Annotated in this window: 13 protein-coding genes; 10 read left to right on the plus strand and 3 right to left on the minus strand. The window is 66.5% G+C overall.

The genetic code is table 11. From position 1 onward, the window contains the following. Positions 1-28 precede the first annotated feature (28 nt). Positions 29-157: a hypothetical protein gene (locus tag GRI42_RS14075; protein WP_267904389.1), complete on the plus strand. Its 129-nt coding sequence runs from the start codon at positions 29-31 to the stop codon at positions 155-157. Between the two features lie 5 nt (positions 158-162). Here the strand turns inward: GRI42_RS14075 and GRI42_RS10780 are convergent, their stop codons facing one another. The 3 genes from GRI42_RS10780 to GRI42_RS10790 form a co-directional block, all read right to left on the minus strand. After that, positions 163-909 (minus strand): sulfite exporter TauE/SafE family protein, encoded by a 747-nt coding sequence (locus GRI42_RS10780; protein WP_160608493.1) that lies wholly within the window; start codon positions 907-909, stop codon positions 163-165. 8 nt (positions 910-917) lie between these two features. Next, positions 918-2,936 (minus strand): threonine--tRNA ligase, encoded by a 2,019-nt coding sequence (gene thrS / locus GRI42_RS10785; protein WP_160608494.1) that lies wholly within the window; start codon positions 2,934-2,936, stop codon positions 918-920. A gap of 241 nt (positions 2,937-3,177) precedes the next feature. After that, a complete protein-coding gene (locus GRI42_RS10790) occupies positions 3,178-4,842 on the minus strand; it encodes an alkaline phosphatase D family protein (protein WP_160608495.1) in 1,665 nt (554 codons plus the stop codon). Positions 4,843-5,005: 163 nt separating this feature from the next. Here GRI42_RS10790 and GRI42_RS10795 point away from each other — a divergent pair, with 163 nt between their 5' ends. The 9 genes from GRI42_RS10795 (at position 5,006) to GRI42_RS10835 (ending at position 15,680) form a co-directional block, all read left to right on the plus strand. After that, the gene (locus GRI42_RS10795; protein WP_160608496.1) at positions 5,006-5,188 is read left to right on the plus strand and encodes a hypothetical protein; all 183 of its coding nucleotides are present in this window, start codon (positions 5,006-5,008) and stop codon (positions 5,186-5,188) included. Then, entirely contained in the window at positions 5,185-5,766 is a 582-nt protein-coding gene (locus tag GRI42_RS10800) for a hypothetical protein (RefSeq protein ID WP_160608497.1), read from the plus strand. Before GRI42_RS10795 ends, GRI42_RS10800 begins: the two co-directional genes overlap by 4 nt. Then, positions 5,763-5,954, plus strand: coding sequence for a helix-turn-helix transcriptional regulator (locus tag GRI42_RS10805; protein WP_160608498.1), 192 nt, complete (start codon positions 5,763-5,765; stop codon positions 5,952-5,954). The genes GRI42_RS10800 and GRI42_RS10805 overlap by 4 nt, the downstream gene beginning before the upstream one ends. Positions 5,955-6,048: 94 nt before the next feature. Beyond that, a complete protein-coding gene (locus GRI42_RS10810) occupies positions 6,049-7,134 on the plus strand; it encodes a YjgN family protein (RefSeq protein WP_160608499.1) in 1,086 nt (361 codons plus the stop codon). Continuing rightward, on the plus strand, positions 7,134-8,207 hold the full coding sequence (locus GRI42_RS10815; protein ID WP_160608500.1) for a M48 family metallopeptidase: 1,074 nt from the start codon (positions 7,134-7,136) through the stop codon (positions 8,205-8,207). The genes GRI42_RS10810 and GRI42_RS10815 overlap by 1 nt, the downstream gene beginning before the upstream one ends. A gap of 39 nt (positions 8,208-8,246) precedes the next feature. Beyond that, positions 8,247-8,996, plus strand: a complete 750-nt coding sequence (locus tag GRI42_RS10820) for an alpha/beta fold hydrolase (RefSeq protein WP_160608501.1) — start codon at positions 8,247-8,249, stop codon at positions 8,994-8,996. Next, entirely contained in the window at positions 8,993-9,829 is an 837-nt protein-coding gene (locus GRI42_RS14160) for a tetratricopeptide repeat protein (protein WP_160608502.1), read from the plus strand. The genes GRI42_RS10820 and GRI42_RS14160 overlap by 4 nt, the downstream gene beginning before the upstream one ends. Next, a complete protein-coding gene (locus GRI42_RS10830) occupies positions 9,826-10,800 on the plus strand; it encodes an LLM class flavin-dependent oxidoreductase (RefSeq protein ID WP_160608503.1) in 975 nt (324 codons plus the stop codon). The genes GRI42_RS14160 and GRI42_RS10830 overlap by 4 nt, the downstream gene beginning before the upstream one ends. A 173-nt stretch (positions 10,801-10,973) precedes the next feature. Further along, positions 10,974-15,680, plus strand: a complete 4,707-nt coding sequence (locus tag GRI42_RS10835) for an NAD-glutamate dehydrogenase (protein ID WP_160608504.1) — start codon at positions 10,974-10,976, stop codon at positions 15,678-15,680. Position 15,681 lies beyond the last annotated feature (1 nt).

Raw genomic sequence — 15,681 nt, forward strand, 5'->3', positions numbered from 1 at the left:
GTTAGGGTTTGCAGGCGAGAATGGCCGCATGGCCAAGGCTATCGCTCTCGCACGCACCCATGTCCCGTCGATCCCGGCGGCCGAAATGGCGCGTGCCCTGATTGTGAGCGGCTGCGGGTTCGCACTGGCCCTCGCCGGGCCGGCCCTGCCCTTCTAAACGACCTAGGCGAACGCCTTCCACAAGGCGCCCATAGCGGCTGCGCCCAGCACCACGCCCACGCAGATCCGCCACGTGCGATCCTCGATCCTCCCCGACGCCCGGTTGCCGAGCCAGTTGCCCAGGAGCACCGCCGGGAAGAGCACCACCGCGAACAGCGCCAGCTTCCAGTCGAGCACGCCGATTGCACTGCCGCTGACGAGGCCCGTGGTCGAAGCGCAGGTGAAGATCAGCAGCATGGATGCCTTGGCCGTCTCGCGCGGAATGTCGCGCCCCACGTAATAGGGCACGACCGGCGGCCCCGGCATCCCGGCATACCCCGTCATCAATCCGCTCAGCACTCCGACACCGGCCGTGGTGGCGGGGTGATGGTCCAGTGCGCCGCGACGCGGCAACAGCACTGCGACGAAGGCGGACAGCGCGATAAAGGCGATGACCACGCGGGCGAGCGCGGGCGTGGTGATGCTGAGCAGGTAGAGGCCCACCGGTGTCGTCACCGCGACCAGCGCGATAATCGCCCAGGCCGATCTCTCCGCCTCGCGCAGCAACCGGCGAATCTCGGAAAGCCCGATGAAGACCGAGAGGAAATTGGTCAGCAGGACGGCATGGACAGGCGACAGTGCCAGCGCGAGGATCGGCACGATCAGGATCGCCATGCCGAAGCCTGTCAGGCCGCGCACGAAGGCGGAGCCGAATGCGGCCAGGAGCGCGGCGGTAATCGCCGCCGGCCCGTAGCCCGCGAGCAGCTCCATCCGTCAGCTCAGCCTTCGCGCAGGTCCGGCGGCGTCGCGTCGTCCTTCAGCATCGCGATCGCCTCGTCGAGGCTCATCACCTTCTGGTGCTGCTGGCCGAGCGTACGCACCGCGACAGTGCCCTCTTCCGCCTCGCGCATGCCGACGACCAGGAGGTGCGGCACCTTGGCGTGGCTGTGCTCGCGCACCTTGTAGTTGATCTTCTCGTTGCGCAGGTCGCTTTCGACACGGATGCCTGCGGCCTTCAGCTTCTCGACCGCTTCCTTCGCATAGCCGTCCGCATCGGACACGATGGTCGCGACGACGGCCTGCACCGGCGCAAGCCAGGTCGGCAGGCGTCCGGCAAAGTGTTCGATCAGAATGCCGATGAAGCGTTCGTAGGACCCGAAGATCGCGCGGTGGAGCATGACCGGACGGTGCTTCTCGCCGTCTTCGCCGACATAGGTCGCATCGAGGCGGTCGGGCAGCACGCGGTCGCCCTGGATCGTGCCGACCTGCCAGGTGCGGCCGATGGCATCGGTGAGATGCCATTCGAGCTTGGGCGCGTAGAAGGCGCCTTCGCCGGGCAGTTCTTCCCAGCCGTATTCCTCGTTCGCCATGCCGGCTTCGGCTACGGCATCGCGCAGTTCCTGTTCCGCCTTGTCCCAGTCCGCCTCGCTACCGAAGCGCTTTTCGGGGCGCAGGGCGAGCTTGACGTGATAGCTGAAGCCGAAGTCGCGATAGACCTCGTCCGCCAACTTGCAGAAGGCGCGAACCTCTTCGACCACCTGGGCTTCGGTGCAGAAGATGTGCGCATCGTCCTGCGTGAATTGGCGCACGCGCATCAGGCCATGGAGCGCGCCGTGCGGTTCGTTGCGGTGGCAGCAGCCCATTTCGCCCAGGCGGATCGGCAGGTCGCGGTAAGACGTGATGCCTTGCTTGAACACGAGCACGTGGGCCGGGCAGTTCATCGGCTTGATCGCCATCCACTCGGCATCGTCGGCGACCTTGGGCGAGGCAGCGGTTTCGCCGTCATCACCGACTTCGGGCACGATGTCGGGGACCGCGAACATGTTCTCGGCATATTTCCCCCAGTGCCCGGACTGCGTCCACTGGCGCACGTCCATCAGCTGCGGCGTCTTGATTTCGCGGTAGCCCGCGCCGTCCATCTTGCGGCGCATGTAAGCTTCGAGCTCGCGCCAGATGCGGTAGCCCTTGGGATGCCAGAAGACGCTGCCATGCGCCTCTTCCTGCAGGTGGAAGAGATCCATCTCGCGGCCGAGCTTGCGGTGGTCGCGCTTGGCGGCTTCCTCGAGGCGCGTGAGGTGCGCATTGAGCTGCTTCTTGTTGAGCCAGCCGGTGCCGTAGATGCGCGTGAGCTGCGCGTTCTTCTGGTCGCCGCGCCAATAGGCCCCAGCGACACGCATCAGCTTGAAGGCATCGGGATCGAGTTTGCCGGTCGAGGCGAGATGCGGGCCGCGACACATGTCGAGCCAGTCCTCACCCGACCAGTAGACCGTCAGCTCCTCGTTCTCGGGGAGTTCCTTCGCCCATTCGGCTTTGAAGACCTCGCCTTCGGCCTCCCACTTCGCGATCAGCTGTTCGCGGCTCCACACTTCGCGGCGCAGCGGCTTGTCCGCGCGGATGATGCGGCGCATTTCCTCTTCGATCGCGGGGAGGTCGTCCATGCTGAACGGCTCGCGCGTGGCGGGGGCCTTCACGTCGTAATAGAAGCCGTCGTCGGTCGCCGGGCCGAAAGTGATCTGCGTGCCCGGGAAGAGCGACTGGACCGCTTCGGCAAGGACGTGCGCGAAATCGTGCCGTGCGAGTTCGAGCGCGTCTTCCTCGTCGCGGGCAGTCACCAGCGCAAGCTCGGCATCGCCTTCGAAGGGGCGGTTGATGTCGCGCAGTTCACCGTCGATGCGCGCGGCGATGGCGGCCTTGGCAAGGCCGGGGCCGATCGCGGCGGCGACATCGGCAGGCGTGGAGCCTTCCGGCATTTCGCGTACCGAACCGTCGGGCAGGCTGATCTTGAGCAGTTCCGTCATGTCACTCGTATTTCCGTCTCGTTTGGGCGCGCCCTGCCACAACGGAGCGCGCACCGGAAGGGCGGTGTCGCTGGTTTATCGCGATTTCGGGAAGCTGACACCCTGCCGCCCGAAACCGGGCGGCGGGAAGCCGCGGATCAGACCGCGACCGACCGCCCCCGGAAGCCCGGGGTGGTGGTAGTGGTCGTCGTGATGCGCGTGTGCGTCATGCCGGACGAGATAGCGCCGAGAGGTTAAGAACTCAACCGGCCTGCAAGGCCCGCTGGCCCGCAAGCGCCGTCACCCGGTGAGTGCCGACGACACCGGCGCCCTTGTCGCGCACGCCTGCAAGGAAGCGGAATTCACTGGTGGCGCTCGACGGGGTCAGTTCCACGGCCATGTAGCCGCGCCGCGATGCGTCCATCCATTTGAGCTCGGGATTGCGCTCGACCAGTGCGCCGGCAATGTCGGCAGGCTTCAGCTGCGGCAGGAAATTCTCGAACCCGGGAGACGTCACCGACTGGCCGCCGAATTCCACGCCGACCCGCTCGCCGCCATGCGTCAGGTCGAAAGCCCAGGCATTGTGCGTATCGCCGGCAAGGCTGACGAGGTTCGCCCCGGCTGCCAGCGATGCCTGGTAGAGACGCTCGCGCGCGGCGGGATAGCCGTCCCAAGCATCCATGTTGATCGGCAGGCCTGCACGCGATGCGAGCGCCCCGGCGACTACCCTGCGTTGCACGAAGTCGGGCAGGCCCGCAGGAAGGTTGTCGGTCAGCGATGTGGCCGAGGAGGACTTGCCGAGCAGCACCTGCTGGACCAGCACCTGCCAGGCCTTGCCGCCCTTGGCCGAACGCATCAGCCCGTCGGCAAGCCAGTCCTGCTGCTCCGCTCCAAGGACCTCGCGCGCCGGATCGCGGTAGCGCTCCTCGCGAAAGGCGGTGAGCGCGGCGATGCCCTGCTCGGGCGACGTCGTCCCGCGCAGCAGCATGCCGTAATCGAACTGCTGCGAGCGCGCGGTCAGGCGGGTTTCCAGCCGGAACAGCGTGGCAAGATCGCCGACCTCGTACGCCGCCCACGGCTCGTCCGACACCGGCATCCATTCGCGATAGGCGCGCATGGCTGCAGCCTTGCGCACGCTCCATTCGCCCTCGGTCTCGCTCTGGTGGTTCTGGGCACCGCCTTCCCAGCTATCGTTGGTGCTTTCGTGGTCGTCCCAGCCCGAAATCATCGGGTAGACCTGGTGCAGGCGACGCAGGTCCGGATCGCTGCGATACTGGGCGTAGCGCGCGCGGTAATCGTTCAGCAGGACGATCTCGGACTGCGGGTCGAGCGGGGCGCGGGCGGCCAGCCATTCGGCCTCCGAAGGGTAAGTGCCGTACCCGTATTCGTAGAAATAGTCGCCCAGGTGCAGCGCGCAGTCGAACTCGTTGGCATCGGCTGCATGGGCATAGGCATTGAACCAGCCGAAGCCGATGTTCGAGCAGGAAAACACCGCCATGCGCCAGCGCGCGGTCGGCCCTTCGGGGAGAGTGCGCGTGCGGCCCGTGTCGGACACCGAGCCGTCGGGCGCGATGAAGCGATAATAGTACCACTTGCCCGACCGCAGCCCGTCGGCCCAGGCCTTGGCGCAGCAATCCGTTTCGGGGCTGGCAATCGCGCTGCCTTCCGCCACCGGATCGGCGAAATCCTGCGTCTCGGCGACCTGGAATTCGAGCGCCACGACATCGTCGGCAACATAGCGCGTCCACAGCATGACCTTTTCGACGCCCGGTTCCCCGCTCGCCACGCCGTGGGTGAACCCGCGCGCGCCCGATGCCGCCGATAGCGGAGCCGCCAGAAGGCCCGCCCCTAGCGCGCCGCCCTTCAGCAGCGTGCGCCGGTCGAGCGGCGCGATCGGGGCGGATGCAGGCGGTTCGGTCTTGAACATGTGGCGTCTCTCCTCGTCGCTCCAATGCCTGCGCCGCGCGACAGGCTCGTGACAAGCCCAAATCGCGTGGACGGAAAGCAGCCGCTCCATTTTGGAAAGCGTGCTTGACAATAAGCGACTCACATGACAAATACGCTTTACACAAATTCAAGGAGGCTTGACGATGTCCCGCATGATTGTTGCCATCGGCCTTTCGGCCACCACTATACTTCTGGCGATCGGAGCCACGCAGGGCCTGGTCCCTGCGGCGATGGCCGAGACGGCCGTGATCACCCTGCCCGCGCTTGCGGTGGTGACGATGCGCCCGGCAAAGGCCTGCAACCCGCTGAAGGTGTTCCGGGCATGAGTGCGCAGGAAACCGCGCGCAGCGGGCGCTCGCCCGGCTTCTGGGCGGGCCTCTATCTCGCGGTGGTCGCGATGATTGGTGCGCTCAAGATCACCGATGCCATCAATGGGCCGACCGGCTTCATCCTGATGGCCGCATCCTGCGGATTGCTGATCCCGATGGTCCGCGCGCAGAACCGCGGCGATTGCAGCAGCGCTGCCACGCTGGCCTACAACAAGCGCGTGATCGCCAGCAGCTTCGGCTATGTCCTGGGCCTCGGCCTCGCGATAACCGTGTGGCGCAATTACGAGCTGTCCGCGCCGGCGGTGTTCGCGATATCGCTCCTCCCGGTACTGCCGACCTTCGGCATCATCTGGGCCATGGCGCGCTACCTTTCCGACGAAACCGACGAATACTTGCGCCACCGCACGATCATGGCATCGATCCACGGCCTCGGCCTGGTGCTGTCGGTGGGCATCCTGTGGGGCTTCCTCGAGATGTTCGAACTGGTGCCGCACGTCTGGGCCTGGTGGGTCCTGCCCGCCTGGGCAATCGGAACCGGCCTGTCCAACCTGTGGCAGAAGGTGCCGGGAGAATGAAGAACCGCCTCAAGGTCCTGCGCGCCGAGCGCAACTGGAGCCAGCAGGACCTCGCCGAGCGGCTGGAAGTCAGCCGCCAGTCCGTCAATGCCATCGAGACGGGCCGTTACGACCCCTCGCTGCCGCTCGCTTTCCGCATTGCAGATGTTTTCGAGACACAAATCGAAGAGATATTCCTGCGCGACTGAGCGGCGCGCTTGACTTGCAACCCCTCGCCCTGAAGAACCGCCGGTGGATGGGATTCCATTCGGATTTATAGGGCGGGGGGTCGCTACAACTACTATGGAACAGGGACATATCGAGGCGGACAGCGCCTTCGGTTTCGACGGCAATTGGCAGGATTTCGCGAAGATCGCCTTCCCCAACTTGCTGCTGACCATCGTCACGCTGGGTATCTACCGCTTCTGGGCGACCACGCGTGAACGCAAGTATCTCTGGTCGCACAGCCGCTTCGTCGACGAACGGCTGGAATGGACCGGGACGGGGAAGGAGCTGTTCATCGGCTTTGCCCTGGTGCTCGGCCTGTTCGTGCTGCCGGTGTTCCTGCTTAACCTCGTCGCCCAGTCGCTGATAGCGCGCGGATATGAAGTCGCCGGTGCCATCCTCGGTATCCTGCCGCTGCTGCTGCTGTTCTACCTGACCGGCCTCGCGCGCTTCCGGGCGCTGCGCTACCGCCTCTCGCGCACCCGCTGGCGCGGCATTCGCGGCGGCAGCAACGATCCGGGCTTCAAATACGGCCTGTCGTACATGTGGAAGACCTTCGTCGGTTACCTTCCCGCAGGCCTGCTTATCCCCTGGTCGATGACGAGCCTGTGGAACGAGCGGATGGGCAAGATGAGCTTCGGCCCGCACCACTTCGAATCCAGTGCCGACAGCGGCAATGTCTTCGGGCGTTTCCTGCTGTTCTACCTGTCGCCCTTCGTGTTCTTCATCGGCGCGATCGTGGCCGGCGCCACCGGTGCGTTTGCCGGCTACGGCCTCGGCGGAGAAAGCGGCGCTGCCATGGGCGGTGTCGCGATGATCGTGGCGCTCGTGCTGTTCTTCTACATCGGCCTCGGCCTGATCGCGGTGGCTTTCTATGCCAAGTTCTACCGCGAGGTCGTCGGCTCGACGAGCTGGGGCGATTTGCGCTTTAATTTCGAGGCTTCGACGATGGACTGGGTCAAGCTGCTGATCGGCGACGCGCTGCTGGTGGTCCTTACGCTGGGCATAGGTTTCATCTTCCTCAGCTATCGCCACTGGAAGTTCTTCATGACCCACATGGAAGCCGGCGGCGAAATCCTGCTCGACGACCTGACCCAGTCGACCACCGCCACCGCAAAGCATGGCGAGGGGCTGCTCGACGCCTTCGACATCGGCGCGATCTGATGCACGACGAGGCGTTCCAGCTGGCGGCCCAGTGGTACGACGGCCAGAACGCCGTCCGCCACGAAGGCGAGGCTGTGTGGGACGGGGGCGACAGCCTCCGTCTCGCCGCGCCGACCAGCCGCATGGAGGTGCCGCTATCCGACCTCGCCTGGGGCGAGGAGCGCGGCGGGCAGAAAGTTTACAAGCGCACGAGCGAGCCCGACTTCCGACTCATTTTGCCGGCCGAGCTTCCAGCCGGCCTTGCCGCGCGCATGCCGGCCAAGGCAACGTATGGCGCCTGGGTCGACAATCTCGGTCTCGGCAAGGCGACCGCCATCTTCGCCGCGGTCAGTGTTGCAGCCGTCGCGCTGTTCATGACCGCGCCCGACTGGCTGGGCCCGCGCGTACCGGTCAGCTGGGAACGCAAGCTGGGCGATGCCATGATCGGCGACTTCGGCGGTAGGCTGTGCAGCACGCCCGCAGGCGATGCGGCCATGGCGAAGCTGCTTGATTCGGTCGATCCGGCCAAGGAACAGGTCCGCGCCGGTGTCGCCAATATCGGCATGGTCAATGCAGTCGCCGTGCCGGGCGGGCGGGTCCTCCTGTTCGACGGACTCGTGCAGCAGGCCGAAACACCCGAGGAACTGGCCGGCGTGCTCGGCCACGAAGTCGGCCATGTGCGCGAACGCCACGTAATGACCGCGCTGCTACGCCAGTTCGGCCTCTCGATCCTGCTTTCGGGCGCGAATTCGGGCGTGGGCGACACGATCTTCGGCCTCGCCTCCATGGGCTATTCGCGCGATGCCGAGCGCGAGGCGGACGAATATTCGCGCGCCCGCATGGCGGAAAGCGACATCTCTCCCCTCGGCGCTGCAGAATTCTTCGAACGGCTCGGCGGGGACGAGGAAGACAGCGAGGGAAGCAATATCACCGGCTGGATCGCCAGCCACCCGGGCCCCGGCGAACGCGCCCGCGCCTATCGCGCGGCGGCCAAGGGCAAGAGCTTCAAGCCGGTGCTGACCGACAAGGAATTCCAGGCCATCAAGTCGATGTGCCGCGAGGACCCCGATGTCGAGGAGTTCGAATTCTTCTAGGCTTGCATTGGCGGTCGCTGGCAGCGACAGCATGAGGCCATGAGCGACAAGCAGTTCCACACGATGCCCGACGGGCGGCGCATCGCCTTCCGCCATACGCCCGGCAGTGGCCCGACGCTGGTCTTCCTGCCCGGCTACATGTCCGACATGGAAGGCGGCAAGGCCACCGCCCTGTTCGACTGGGCGCAGGCGCAAGGCCGCGCCTGCCTGCTGCTCGACTATTCCGGCTGCGGCGCGAGCGAGGGCGATTTCGCCGACGGAACGCTCTCGCGCTGGACGCTGGAAGTGGTCGCGCTGGTCGAGGCGCGGGCCGAAAGTGACGTGATCCTGATCGGCTCCTCCATGGGCGGCTGGCTGATGCTGCTTGCAGGGCTCGCGATGGGCAAAAGGCTCGCAGGGCTCGTCGGTATCGCTGCCGCACCCGACTTTACCGAATGGGGATATTCCGACGCTGACAAGCAGGCCCTGTCTGCGGGGCAGACGGTCTATGAAGAGAATCCCTACGGCCCCGAGCCAACTCCGATGCACGCAGGCTTCTGGGCCGACGGGCAGGCGCAGCGCCAGCTGACCGGCCCCGTCGCGCTCGATGTCCCGGCAAGGCTCATGCACGGCCACCGCGATGCCGACGTGCCGTGGCAGATAAGCATGGAACTTGCCGGTGCCCTGCGTTCGGATGCGGTTCAACTGACCTTTATCAAGGATGGCGACCACCGCCTCTCGCGCCCGCAGGACATCGCCCTGCTGCTGCGCACCGTGGGCGGATTGCTAGACGATCTGGAACGCCAATGACCCTTCTTGCCGCACCGCTCGCCATCCTGCTGATGCAGGTCGGACCCAATCCCACCGGCGGCGGGATGCCGGGTATTCCCGACGAGCTCGCCGATCGCCCTCCGCGCGAAGAAACGGTCGACGAGGTGAAGCGCGCACGGCTCGGCTCGTGCCTCAGGCAGGCATCGTCGACGCCCAACGAGGCGCTCGATTACGCGCAGCGCTGGCGCGAAACGGCTGCCGACGAGCTGGAAATGGCGCAGTCGGCCCATTGCCTGGGGCTGGCACTCGTCAGGCTCGGCCGGACTGCCGAAGCGCGCGAGATTTTCGAACTGGCCAGCGCGGAAGCACCTGCCGACAATCTCGCCTATGCCGCGCGTCTGACCGCCATGGCCGGGAACGCCGCGTTGGCCGGCGAAGACCTGGAAGGGGCGCTGGTGCTGCTCGACCGTGCAGGCGGGCAGGCGCAGGCCGCAGGTGACGGCCCGCTTGCAGCCGACCTCAGGGTCGACCTTGCCCGCGTGCTGGTCCGGCTCGACCGCCCCGACGATGCCGCATCCGCGCTGGCCGAAGCGCGCGAGGCCGATGGCGACGATCCGCAGTCCTGGCTGCTCTCGGCCACGCTGTCGCGCCGCATGGCCCGGCTGGGCGAGGCGCAGCAGCAGATCGAGCGCGCGGCCCTCCTTGCCCCGCGCGATCCCATGGTCGGACTGGAAGCGGGCGTGATCGCCGCGCTTTCGGGGCGCGAGGCTGATGCGCGCGCCAGTTTCCAGTCGGTGCTCGAAGTCGCGCCCGACAGCCCGCAGGCCGAACAGGCGCGCAGCTATCTCGAACAGCTGGAGCCGCAGGAGTGACCGCCTATTCCGTGCTCGACCTCGTGCCGGTCCGTGAAGGCGGCACGCTGACGAAAGCCTTCGCCGCTGCCCGCGACCTGGCGCAGGCGGCCGAGCGCTTGGGCTGCAAACGCTACTGGGTGGCCGAGCACCACGCGATGGAAGGCATTGCCGGCGGTGCCACCTCGGTCGTGCTCGCCCATATCGGCAATGCCACCAGCACCATCCGCATCGGTTCGGGCGGGATCATGCTGCCCAATCACACGCCGTTCCAGATTGCCGAACAGTTCGGCACGCTCGACGCGCTGTTTCCCGGGCGGATCGACTTGGGGCTCGGCCGCGCACCGGGCGCCGGCCCCGAACTCCAGCGCGCGCTGCGCAAGGACCTCCACCGTGCTGCCGAGATGTTCCCGCAGGACGTGGTCGAGCTGCAGGCCTTCATGGCCGGCAATACGACAATCCACCCCACCCCCGGAATCGGTGCACGGCCCGAATTCTGGATGCTCGGCTCGAGCCTGTTCGGCGCGCAGCTCGCTGCAAGGCTCGGCATGCCCTATGCCTTCGCCAGCCACTTCGCGCCGGACCATCTGGATGCCGCACTGGAAATCTACCGCCGCGACTTCCGGCCGTCAGAAGCCTGCGCGCAGCCCCATGTGATGGCCGCGATGAACCTGTTCTGTGCCGAGACGGAGGAGGAGGCGGAGACGCTGGCAACCTCGCAATTGCAGGCTTTCGTGGCCCTGCGCACGGGCCAGCCGTCGAAGCTCAAACCGCCGGTGGAAGGCTATCGAGCGCAGTTGCCGCCCACGGCGCAGACCATGCTCGCCCATATCGGCCAGGCCAGCGCGATCGGCACACCCGACCAATGCGCCGCCAGCATCGCAGCCTTTGTGAAGCGCACCGGTGCGGACGAGATTATCTTCGCCGGCCCGACCTTCGATCCGGCGGAGCGCATCGCCTCGCTCGAACGGGCGCTTGCCGCACTTGCCTGAAAGCCTCCCGGTGCGACGCTACGGAATCGGCGCGCATACGTTTGCGAATTTCCTTGAGGCCAGCCTTGCGGCGGCTCTCCAACAGGCCTAATCGCCCTCCATCGGGTAATGCCCGACGACTCACAAATTACACGGCTGCGAAATGATCGTACGCCCGCATGCGAGAGGCCCCCATGGGTTCGAAAAAGGCCGACAAGGCGAGCAGCACCACCGCGATGACTCCCCACGCCAAGGCAATCGCGCAGCACATGCGCGACTCTCTGCTTCCGGGAGACACGCCGTTCGACCAGGCGCATTTCGACGAGGCGGCAGCCTTCCTTGCGGAAACCGCCGACAAGCGCCGCCCGGGCGAACCGGCGATCGCGATCCAGTCGATCAGCGAGGACCGCCGCTTCACGCGCATCGCCATCGTCAATGACGACATGCCGTTCCTGGTCGATTCCACGGCTGCCGCAATCGCCGCCATGGGCCTTGCCATCGACCGCCTGATCCACCCGGTCGTGCCGGTCGAGCGCAAGTCCGACGGCACGCTCGCCCGCGTTGACGAAGGCGAGCCGGAAGACGCCTTCTGGGAGTCGATGATCTACCTCGAGGCTCCGCGGGTCGATGCCAAGCGCCGCCAGGCGATCGAGGAAACGCTCAACGAAACGCTCGCCGACGTGCGCGCTGCCGTTGCCGATTGGCCCCAGCTCCAGGCCGCCATGGCGAACGATGCAAAGCGGATCGAGGACGAGGAAGGCGCAGCCCTGCTCGAATGGCTGAATTCGGGCATGCTGACCCAGCTCGGCCATGTCGTGCGCCGCCGCGACGGCACGCAGGAAGGCGGGCTGGGCATCTGCCGCAAGGGCGCGCGCAACCTGCTTGTGGACGCCAGTTACGAGCGCGCCTTCGCCTGGTTCGAAAGCAAGGGCGAGGCCCGCACCCCGCTCATCATCAAGGCGAACCATGTATCGCGCGTCCATCGCCATGTACCGCTCGACCTGTTCCTCGTGCCGGTGCGCGAAGGCAAGAAGGTCGTCGCGCTGTCGGTTCACGCAGGCGTCTGGACCAGTGCCGCGCTCGCTTCGCCGCCACGCAATGTGCCGATCCTGCGCCAGCGGCTCGAACAGATCCGCGACGACCTGAATTTCGACGAGACCGGCCACGCCGGCAAGGCGCTGGTCCATGCGCTGACCGCCCTGCCGCACGATCTGGTCATCGGCTTTTCCGAAGCAGACACGGCACGCATCGCCACCACGATGATGAGCCTGGTCGACCGCCCACGCCCGCGCCTTGCGCTGGTCGAGGCGCCGCTGGCCCGCCACCTCTTCGCCTTCGTGTGGATGCCGCGCGACATGCTGGCAACGCAGGTCCGCCTGCAGATCCTCGCCCTGCTCGAAGAAGGCGCGAAGGCGCGCCTGCTCGACTGGAGCCTCGAGGTCGAAGGCGGCAATCTTGCCATGCTGCGCTTCGTGCTCGACATCCGCGACGGCTCTAAATCGCCCGACGAACAGGCGCTGGAACAGCAGCTGCAGACCCTGCTGCGCGGCTGGAGCGAAGCGGTGGAAACCGAATTGCTCGCCTTCGAGGAAAAGGGCCGCGCCGCCGCGCTTGCCATGCGCTTTGCCGAGGCTTTCCCGACCGCCTACCGCGCCCGGTTCGGCCCGCGCGAGGCGGCCGAGGACATTTCGCGCCTGCGCGCACTCGGCCACCATGCCGACGAGGAAGAGGATGCACCCCATCGCGGCGCGCGCCTCTACCTGTGCGACCGCGAGGACGAGCGCTGCCTGCGCCTCAAGCTCTACCAGGCGGAAGGCAGCCTGCCGCTGTCGGATGCGGTCCCGGCGCTTGAGAACTTCGGCTTCCATGTCCGCTCCGAAATGCCGACCGTGCTCGAAGACGGACGCCTCGGCACCATCCATGACTTCGCGCTCCAGCTCGCTCCCGGCATCGACGCCGAAGGGCTGGTCGAACGCGCCGGCGATATCGAGGAGGCCATCGGCGCCGTCCTCAACGGCCATGCCGAAGACGACGTGTTCAACCGCCTCGTGGTCGAGGCCGGCCTCGGCGCGCGCGAGACCGACTGGCTGCGCGCCTTCTACCGCTACCTTCGCCAGGCCGGCATGGGCTTCACCATCTACACGGTGGTCGACGCGCTGGCGAAGGCCGCGGACATCACGCGCGGCCTCATCGCCCTGTTCACCGCCCGGCACGACCCTGCCTTCGTGGGTAACCGCGAAGACGCGATCAAGGATGCGCGCGACACGATCAAGCGCGCCCTGTCCAAGGTCAAGGCGATCAACGACGACCGCCTGCTGCGCCTATACAATGCGCTGATCGACGCGATCCTGCGCACCAACGCCTTTGCTCCCGCTGCGGCCGAAGCGCTGGCGTTCAAGATCGACAGCTCGCTCGTTCCCGGCTTGCCGAAGCCTGTTCCGTGGCGCGAGATCTGGGTCTATTCGCGCCGCGTGGAAGGCATCCACCTTCGCTCGGGCCCCGTGGCTCGCGGCGGCCTGCGCTGGTCCGACCGGCGTGACGACTTCCGCACCGAAATCCTCGGCCTGATGAAGGCCCAGCGGGTGAAGAACGCGGTCATCGTCCCGGCAGGGGCAAAGGGCGGCTTCTATCCCAAGCAGCTGCCCGACCCGTCGATCGACCGTGACGGCTGGGCCGCGGAAGGCAAGGGCAGCTACCAGGCCTTCATCCGCACGCTGCTGTCGGTCACCGACAACATCGTCGACGACAAGGTCTTGCATCCCGACAGCGTGGTCATCACCGATGGCGAGGACCCCTACTTCGTGGTCGCCGCCGACAAGGGCACGGCCAGCTTCTCCGACGTCGCCAATGCGATTGCGGAAAGCCGCGATTTCTGGCTCGACGACGCCTTCGCGAGCGGTGGCTCCAAGGGCTACGACCACAAGGCCATGGGCATCACTGCCAAGGGTGCCTGGGTCAGCGTCCAGCGCCACTTCCTCGAAATGGGCATCGACGTGCAGAGCGAGCCGGTGCAGGTCGTCGGCTGCGGCGACATGTCGGGCGACGTCTTCGGCAATGGCATGCTGCTGTCCAAGGCGATCAAGCTGGTGGCTGCGTTCGACCACCGCCACATCTTCCTCGATCCCGATCCCGATCCGGCCAAGAGCTGGAAGGAGCGCAAGCGCATGTTCGACCTCCCCCGCTCGAGCTGGGAGGATTACGACGCCAGCCTCATCTCCAAGGGCGGTGGCGTCTATTCGCGCGGCGCGAAGTCGATCAAGCTGTCCAAGGCGATGCAGAAACTGCTCGGCATCGAGCAGTCCGAGATCGAGCCTGAGGCGCTGATTTCCGCCATCCTCAAGGCGCCGGTCGACCTCGTCTGGTTCGGCGGCATCGGCACCTACATCAAGGCCGGGACAGAGAATAACGTCCAGGTCGGCGACCCGGCGAACGACGTGCTGCGCGTCGATGCGAAGGAAGTGCGCGCCCGCGTCATCGGCGAAGGTGCGAACCTCGGCGTCACGCAGGCAGGCCGCATCGAATATGCCCTGAACGGCGGGCGCTGCAACACCGACTTCATCGACAATTCCGCGGGCGTGGACTGTTCGGACAACGAGGTGAACATCAAGATCGCGCTGGCAGCCGCCAAGCGCGCGGGCCGCCTGTCCGAACCCAAGCGCGTTGCACTGCTCGAATCGATGACCGACGAGGTGTCGGCCATCGTGCTCGAGGACAACCGACTGCAGGCCCTCGCCCTGTCGATTGCCGAAATGGGCGGGGCGCGCGCCATGGCGTCGCAGCTTCACCTGATCGAGACGCTGGAAGACGGCGGCAATCTCGACCGCCGGACTGAGGGCCTCGCCGACAACCAGACGTTGCAGCGCCGTGCTGCCGATGGTGCCGGACTGACCCGCCCCGAGCTTGCCGTGCTGCTGTCCAGCGCCAAGCTGGTCCTGCAGGACGCGATCGAAGCAAGCGACCTGCCCGACGATCCGATCCTGCACGACCTGCTGATGCGCAGCTTCCCGGAGCCGATGCGCGGCAAGTTCCGCCAGCAGATCGAGAACCATCGCCTGCGCCGCGAAATCATCGCGACCAAGCTCGCCAATGCGATGGTCAACCGCCTCGGCATCATCCATCCGTTCGAGCTGGCGGAAGAAGAAGGCGTCGAACTGTCCGAAGTGGCAGGGGCCTTCGTTGCTGCCGCACACCTGTTCGACCTGCGCTCGATCTGGACGGAACTCGACACGGCGAAGATGGAAGAATCGGCACGACTGCTGCTGTTCGACCGCCTTGCCGCGGCAGTCGGCAACCTCATGTCCGACGTGCTGCGCACCGGTGCCGGCCGTGTCCAGCCCGCCCGCATGGTGGAAGAGCTGGGCAAGAACGTGGCGCTGCTGGTGAAGTCCACGGACGAGCTGCTCGGCAGCGAGCTCAAGACCCAGTCGCGTAGCCTGCACGAAACCTTCACCAAGGCCGGTGCGCCCGATGCGATTGCATCGCATATCACGCACATCTTCGATCTCGACGGTTCGGTGGGCCTCGCCAAGCTGGCAGCGGACACGGGCATCGACCCGCTGCCGCTGACCCATGGCTTCTCCGATATCGGGGCCAACCTGGGGATCGACTGGGCACAGGGCACGGCTGCCCTGATGAACCCGTCCGACGTATGGGAACGCCTGCTGGTGTCGGGCATCGCGCGCGATTTCCAGCAGATGCGCCTCGAGCTGCTGCGCCGTCTCTCGCGCCGCAAGGATGCGAAGGACGACATGCGCGGCGTGGTCGACGCCTGGGTCGCGGACCACCATGCGGCGGTGCGCCAGTTCCGCTCGATGGTCGACCGCGCGCAGTCGCAGACGCCCGTTGCGCCGGCCATGCTCGCCCAGATCGCCAGCATGGCGCGCAACCTGCTGGCGCGCTGAG

This window comes from Qipengyuania gaetbuli (genome assembly GCF_009827315.1).
Classification (GTDB): Bacteria; Pseudomonadota; Alphaproteobacteria; order Sphingomonadales; family Sphingomonadaceae; genus Qipengyuania; species Qipengyuania gaetbuli.

What these genes read in the sequence shown, in the direction of transcription:
- GRI42_RS14075 (WP_267904389.1), top strand. Translation starts at nt 29, where the DNA reads ATGGCCAAGGCTATCGCTCTCGCACGCACCCATGTCCCGTCGATCCCG.
- GRI42_RS10780 (WP_160608493.1), bottom strand. Translation starts at nt 909, where the DNA reads ATGGAGCTGCTCGCGGGCTACGGGCCGGCGGCGATTACCGCCGCGCTC.
- thrS (WP_160608494.1), bottom strand. Translation starts at nt 2,936, where the DNA reads ATGACGGAACTGCTCAAGATCAGCCTGCCCGACGGTTCGGTACGCGAA.
- GRI42_RS10790 (WP_160608495.1), bottom strand. Translation starts at nt 4,842, where the DNA reads ATGTTCAAGACCGAACCGCCTGCATCCGCCCCGATCGCGCCGCTCGAC.
- GRI42_RS10795 (WP_160608496.1), top strand. Translation starts at nt 5,006, where the DNA reads ATGTCCCGCATGATTGTTGCCATCGGCCTTTCGGCCACCACTATACTT.
- GRI42_RS10800 (WP_160608497.1), top strand. Translation starts at nt 5,185, where the DNA reads ATGAGTGCGCAGGAAACCGCGCGCAGCGGGCGCTCGCCCGGCTTCTGG.
- GRI42_RS10805 (WP_160608498.1), top strand. Translation starts at nt 5,763, where the DNA reads ATGAAGAACCGCCTCAAGGTCCTGCGCGCCGAGCGCAACTGGAGCCAG.
- GRI42_RS10810 (WP_160608499.1), top strand. Translation starts at nt 6,049, where the DNA reads ATGGAACAGGGACATATCGAGGCGGACAGCGCCTTCGGTTTCGACGGC.
- GRI42_RS10815 (WP_160608500.1), top strand. Translation starts at nt 7,134, where the DNA reads ATGCACGACGAGGCGTTCCAGCTGGCGGCCCAGTGGTACGACGGCCAG.
- GRI42_RS10820 (WP_160608501.1), top strand. Translation starts at nt 8,247, where the DNA reads ATGAGCGACAAGCAGTTCCACACGATGCCCGACGGGCGGCGCATCGCC.
- GRI42_RS14160 (WP_160608502.1), top strand. Translation starts at nt 8,993, where the DNA reads ATGACCCTTCTTGCCGCACCGCTCGCCATCCTGCTGATGCAGGTCGGA.
- GRI42_RS10835 (WP_160608504.1), top strand. Translation starts at nt 10,974, where the DNA reads ATGGGTTCGAAAAAGGCCGACAAGGCGAGCAGCACCACCGCGATGACT.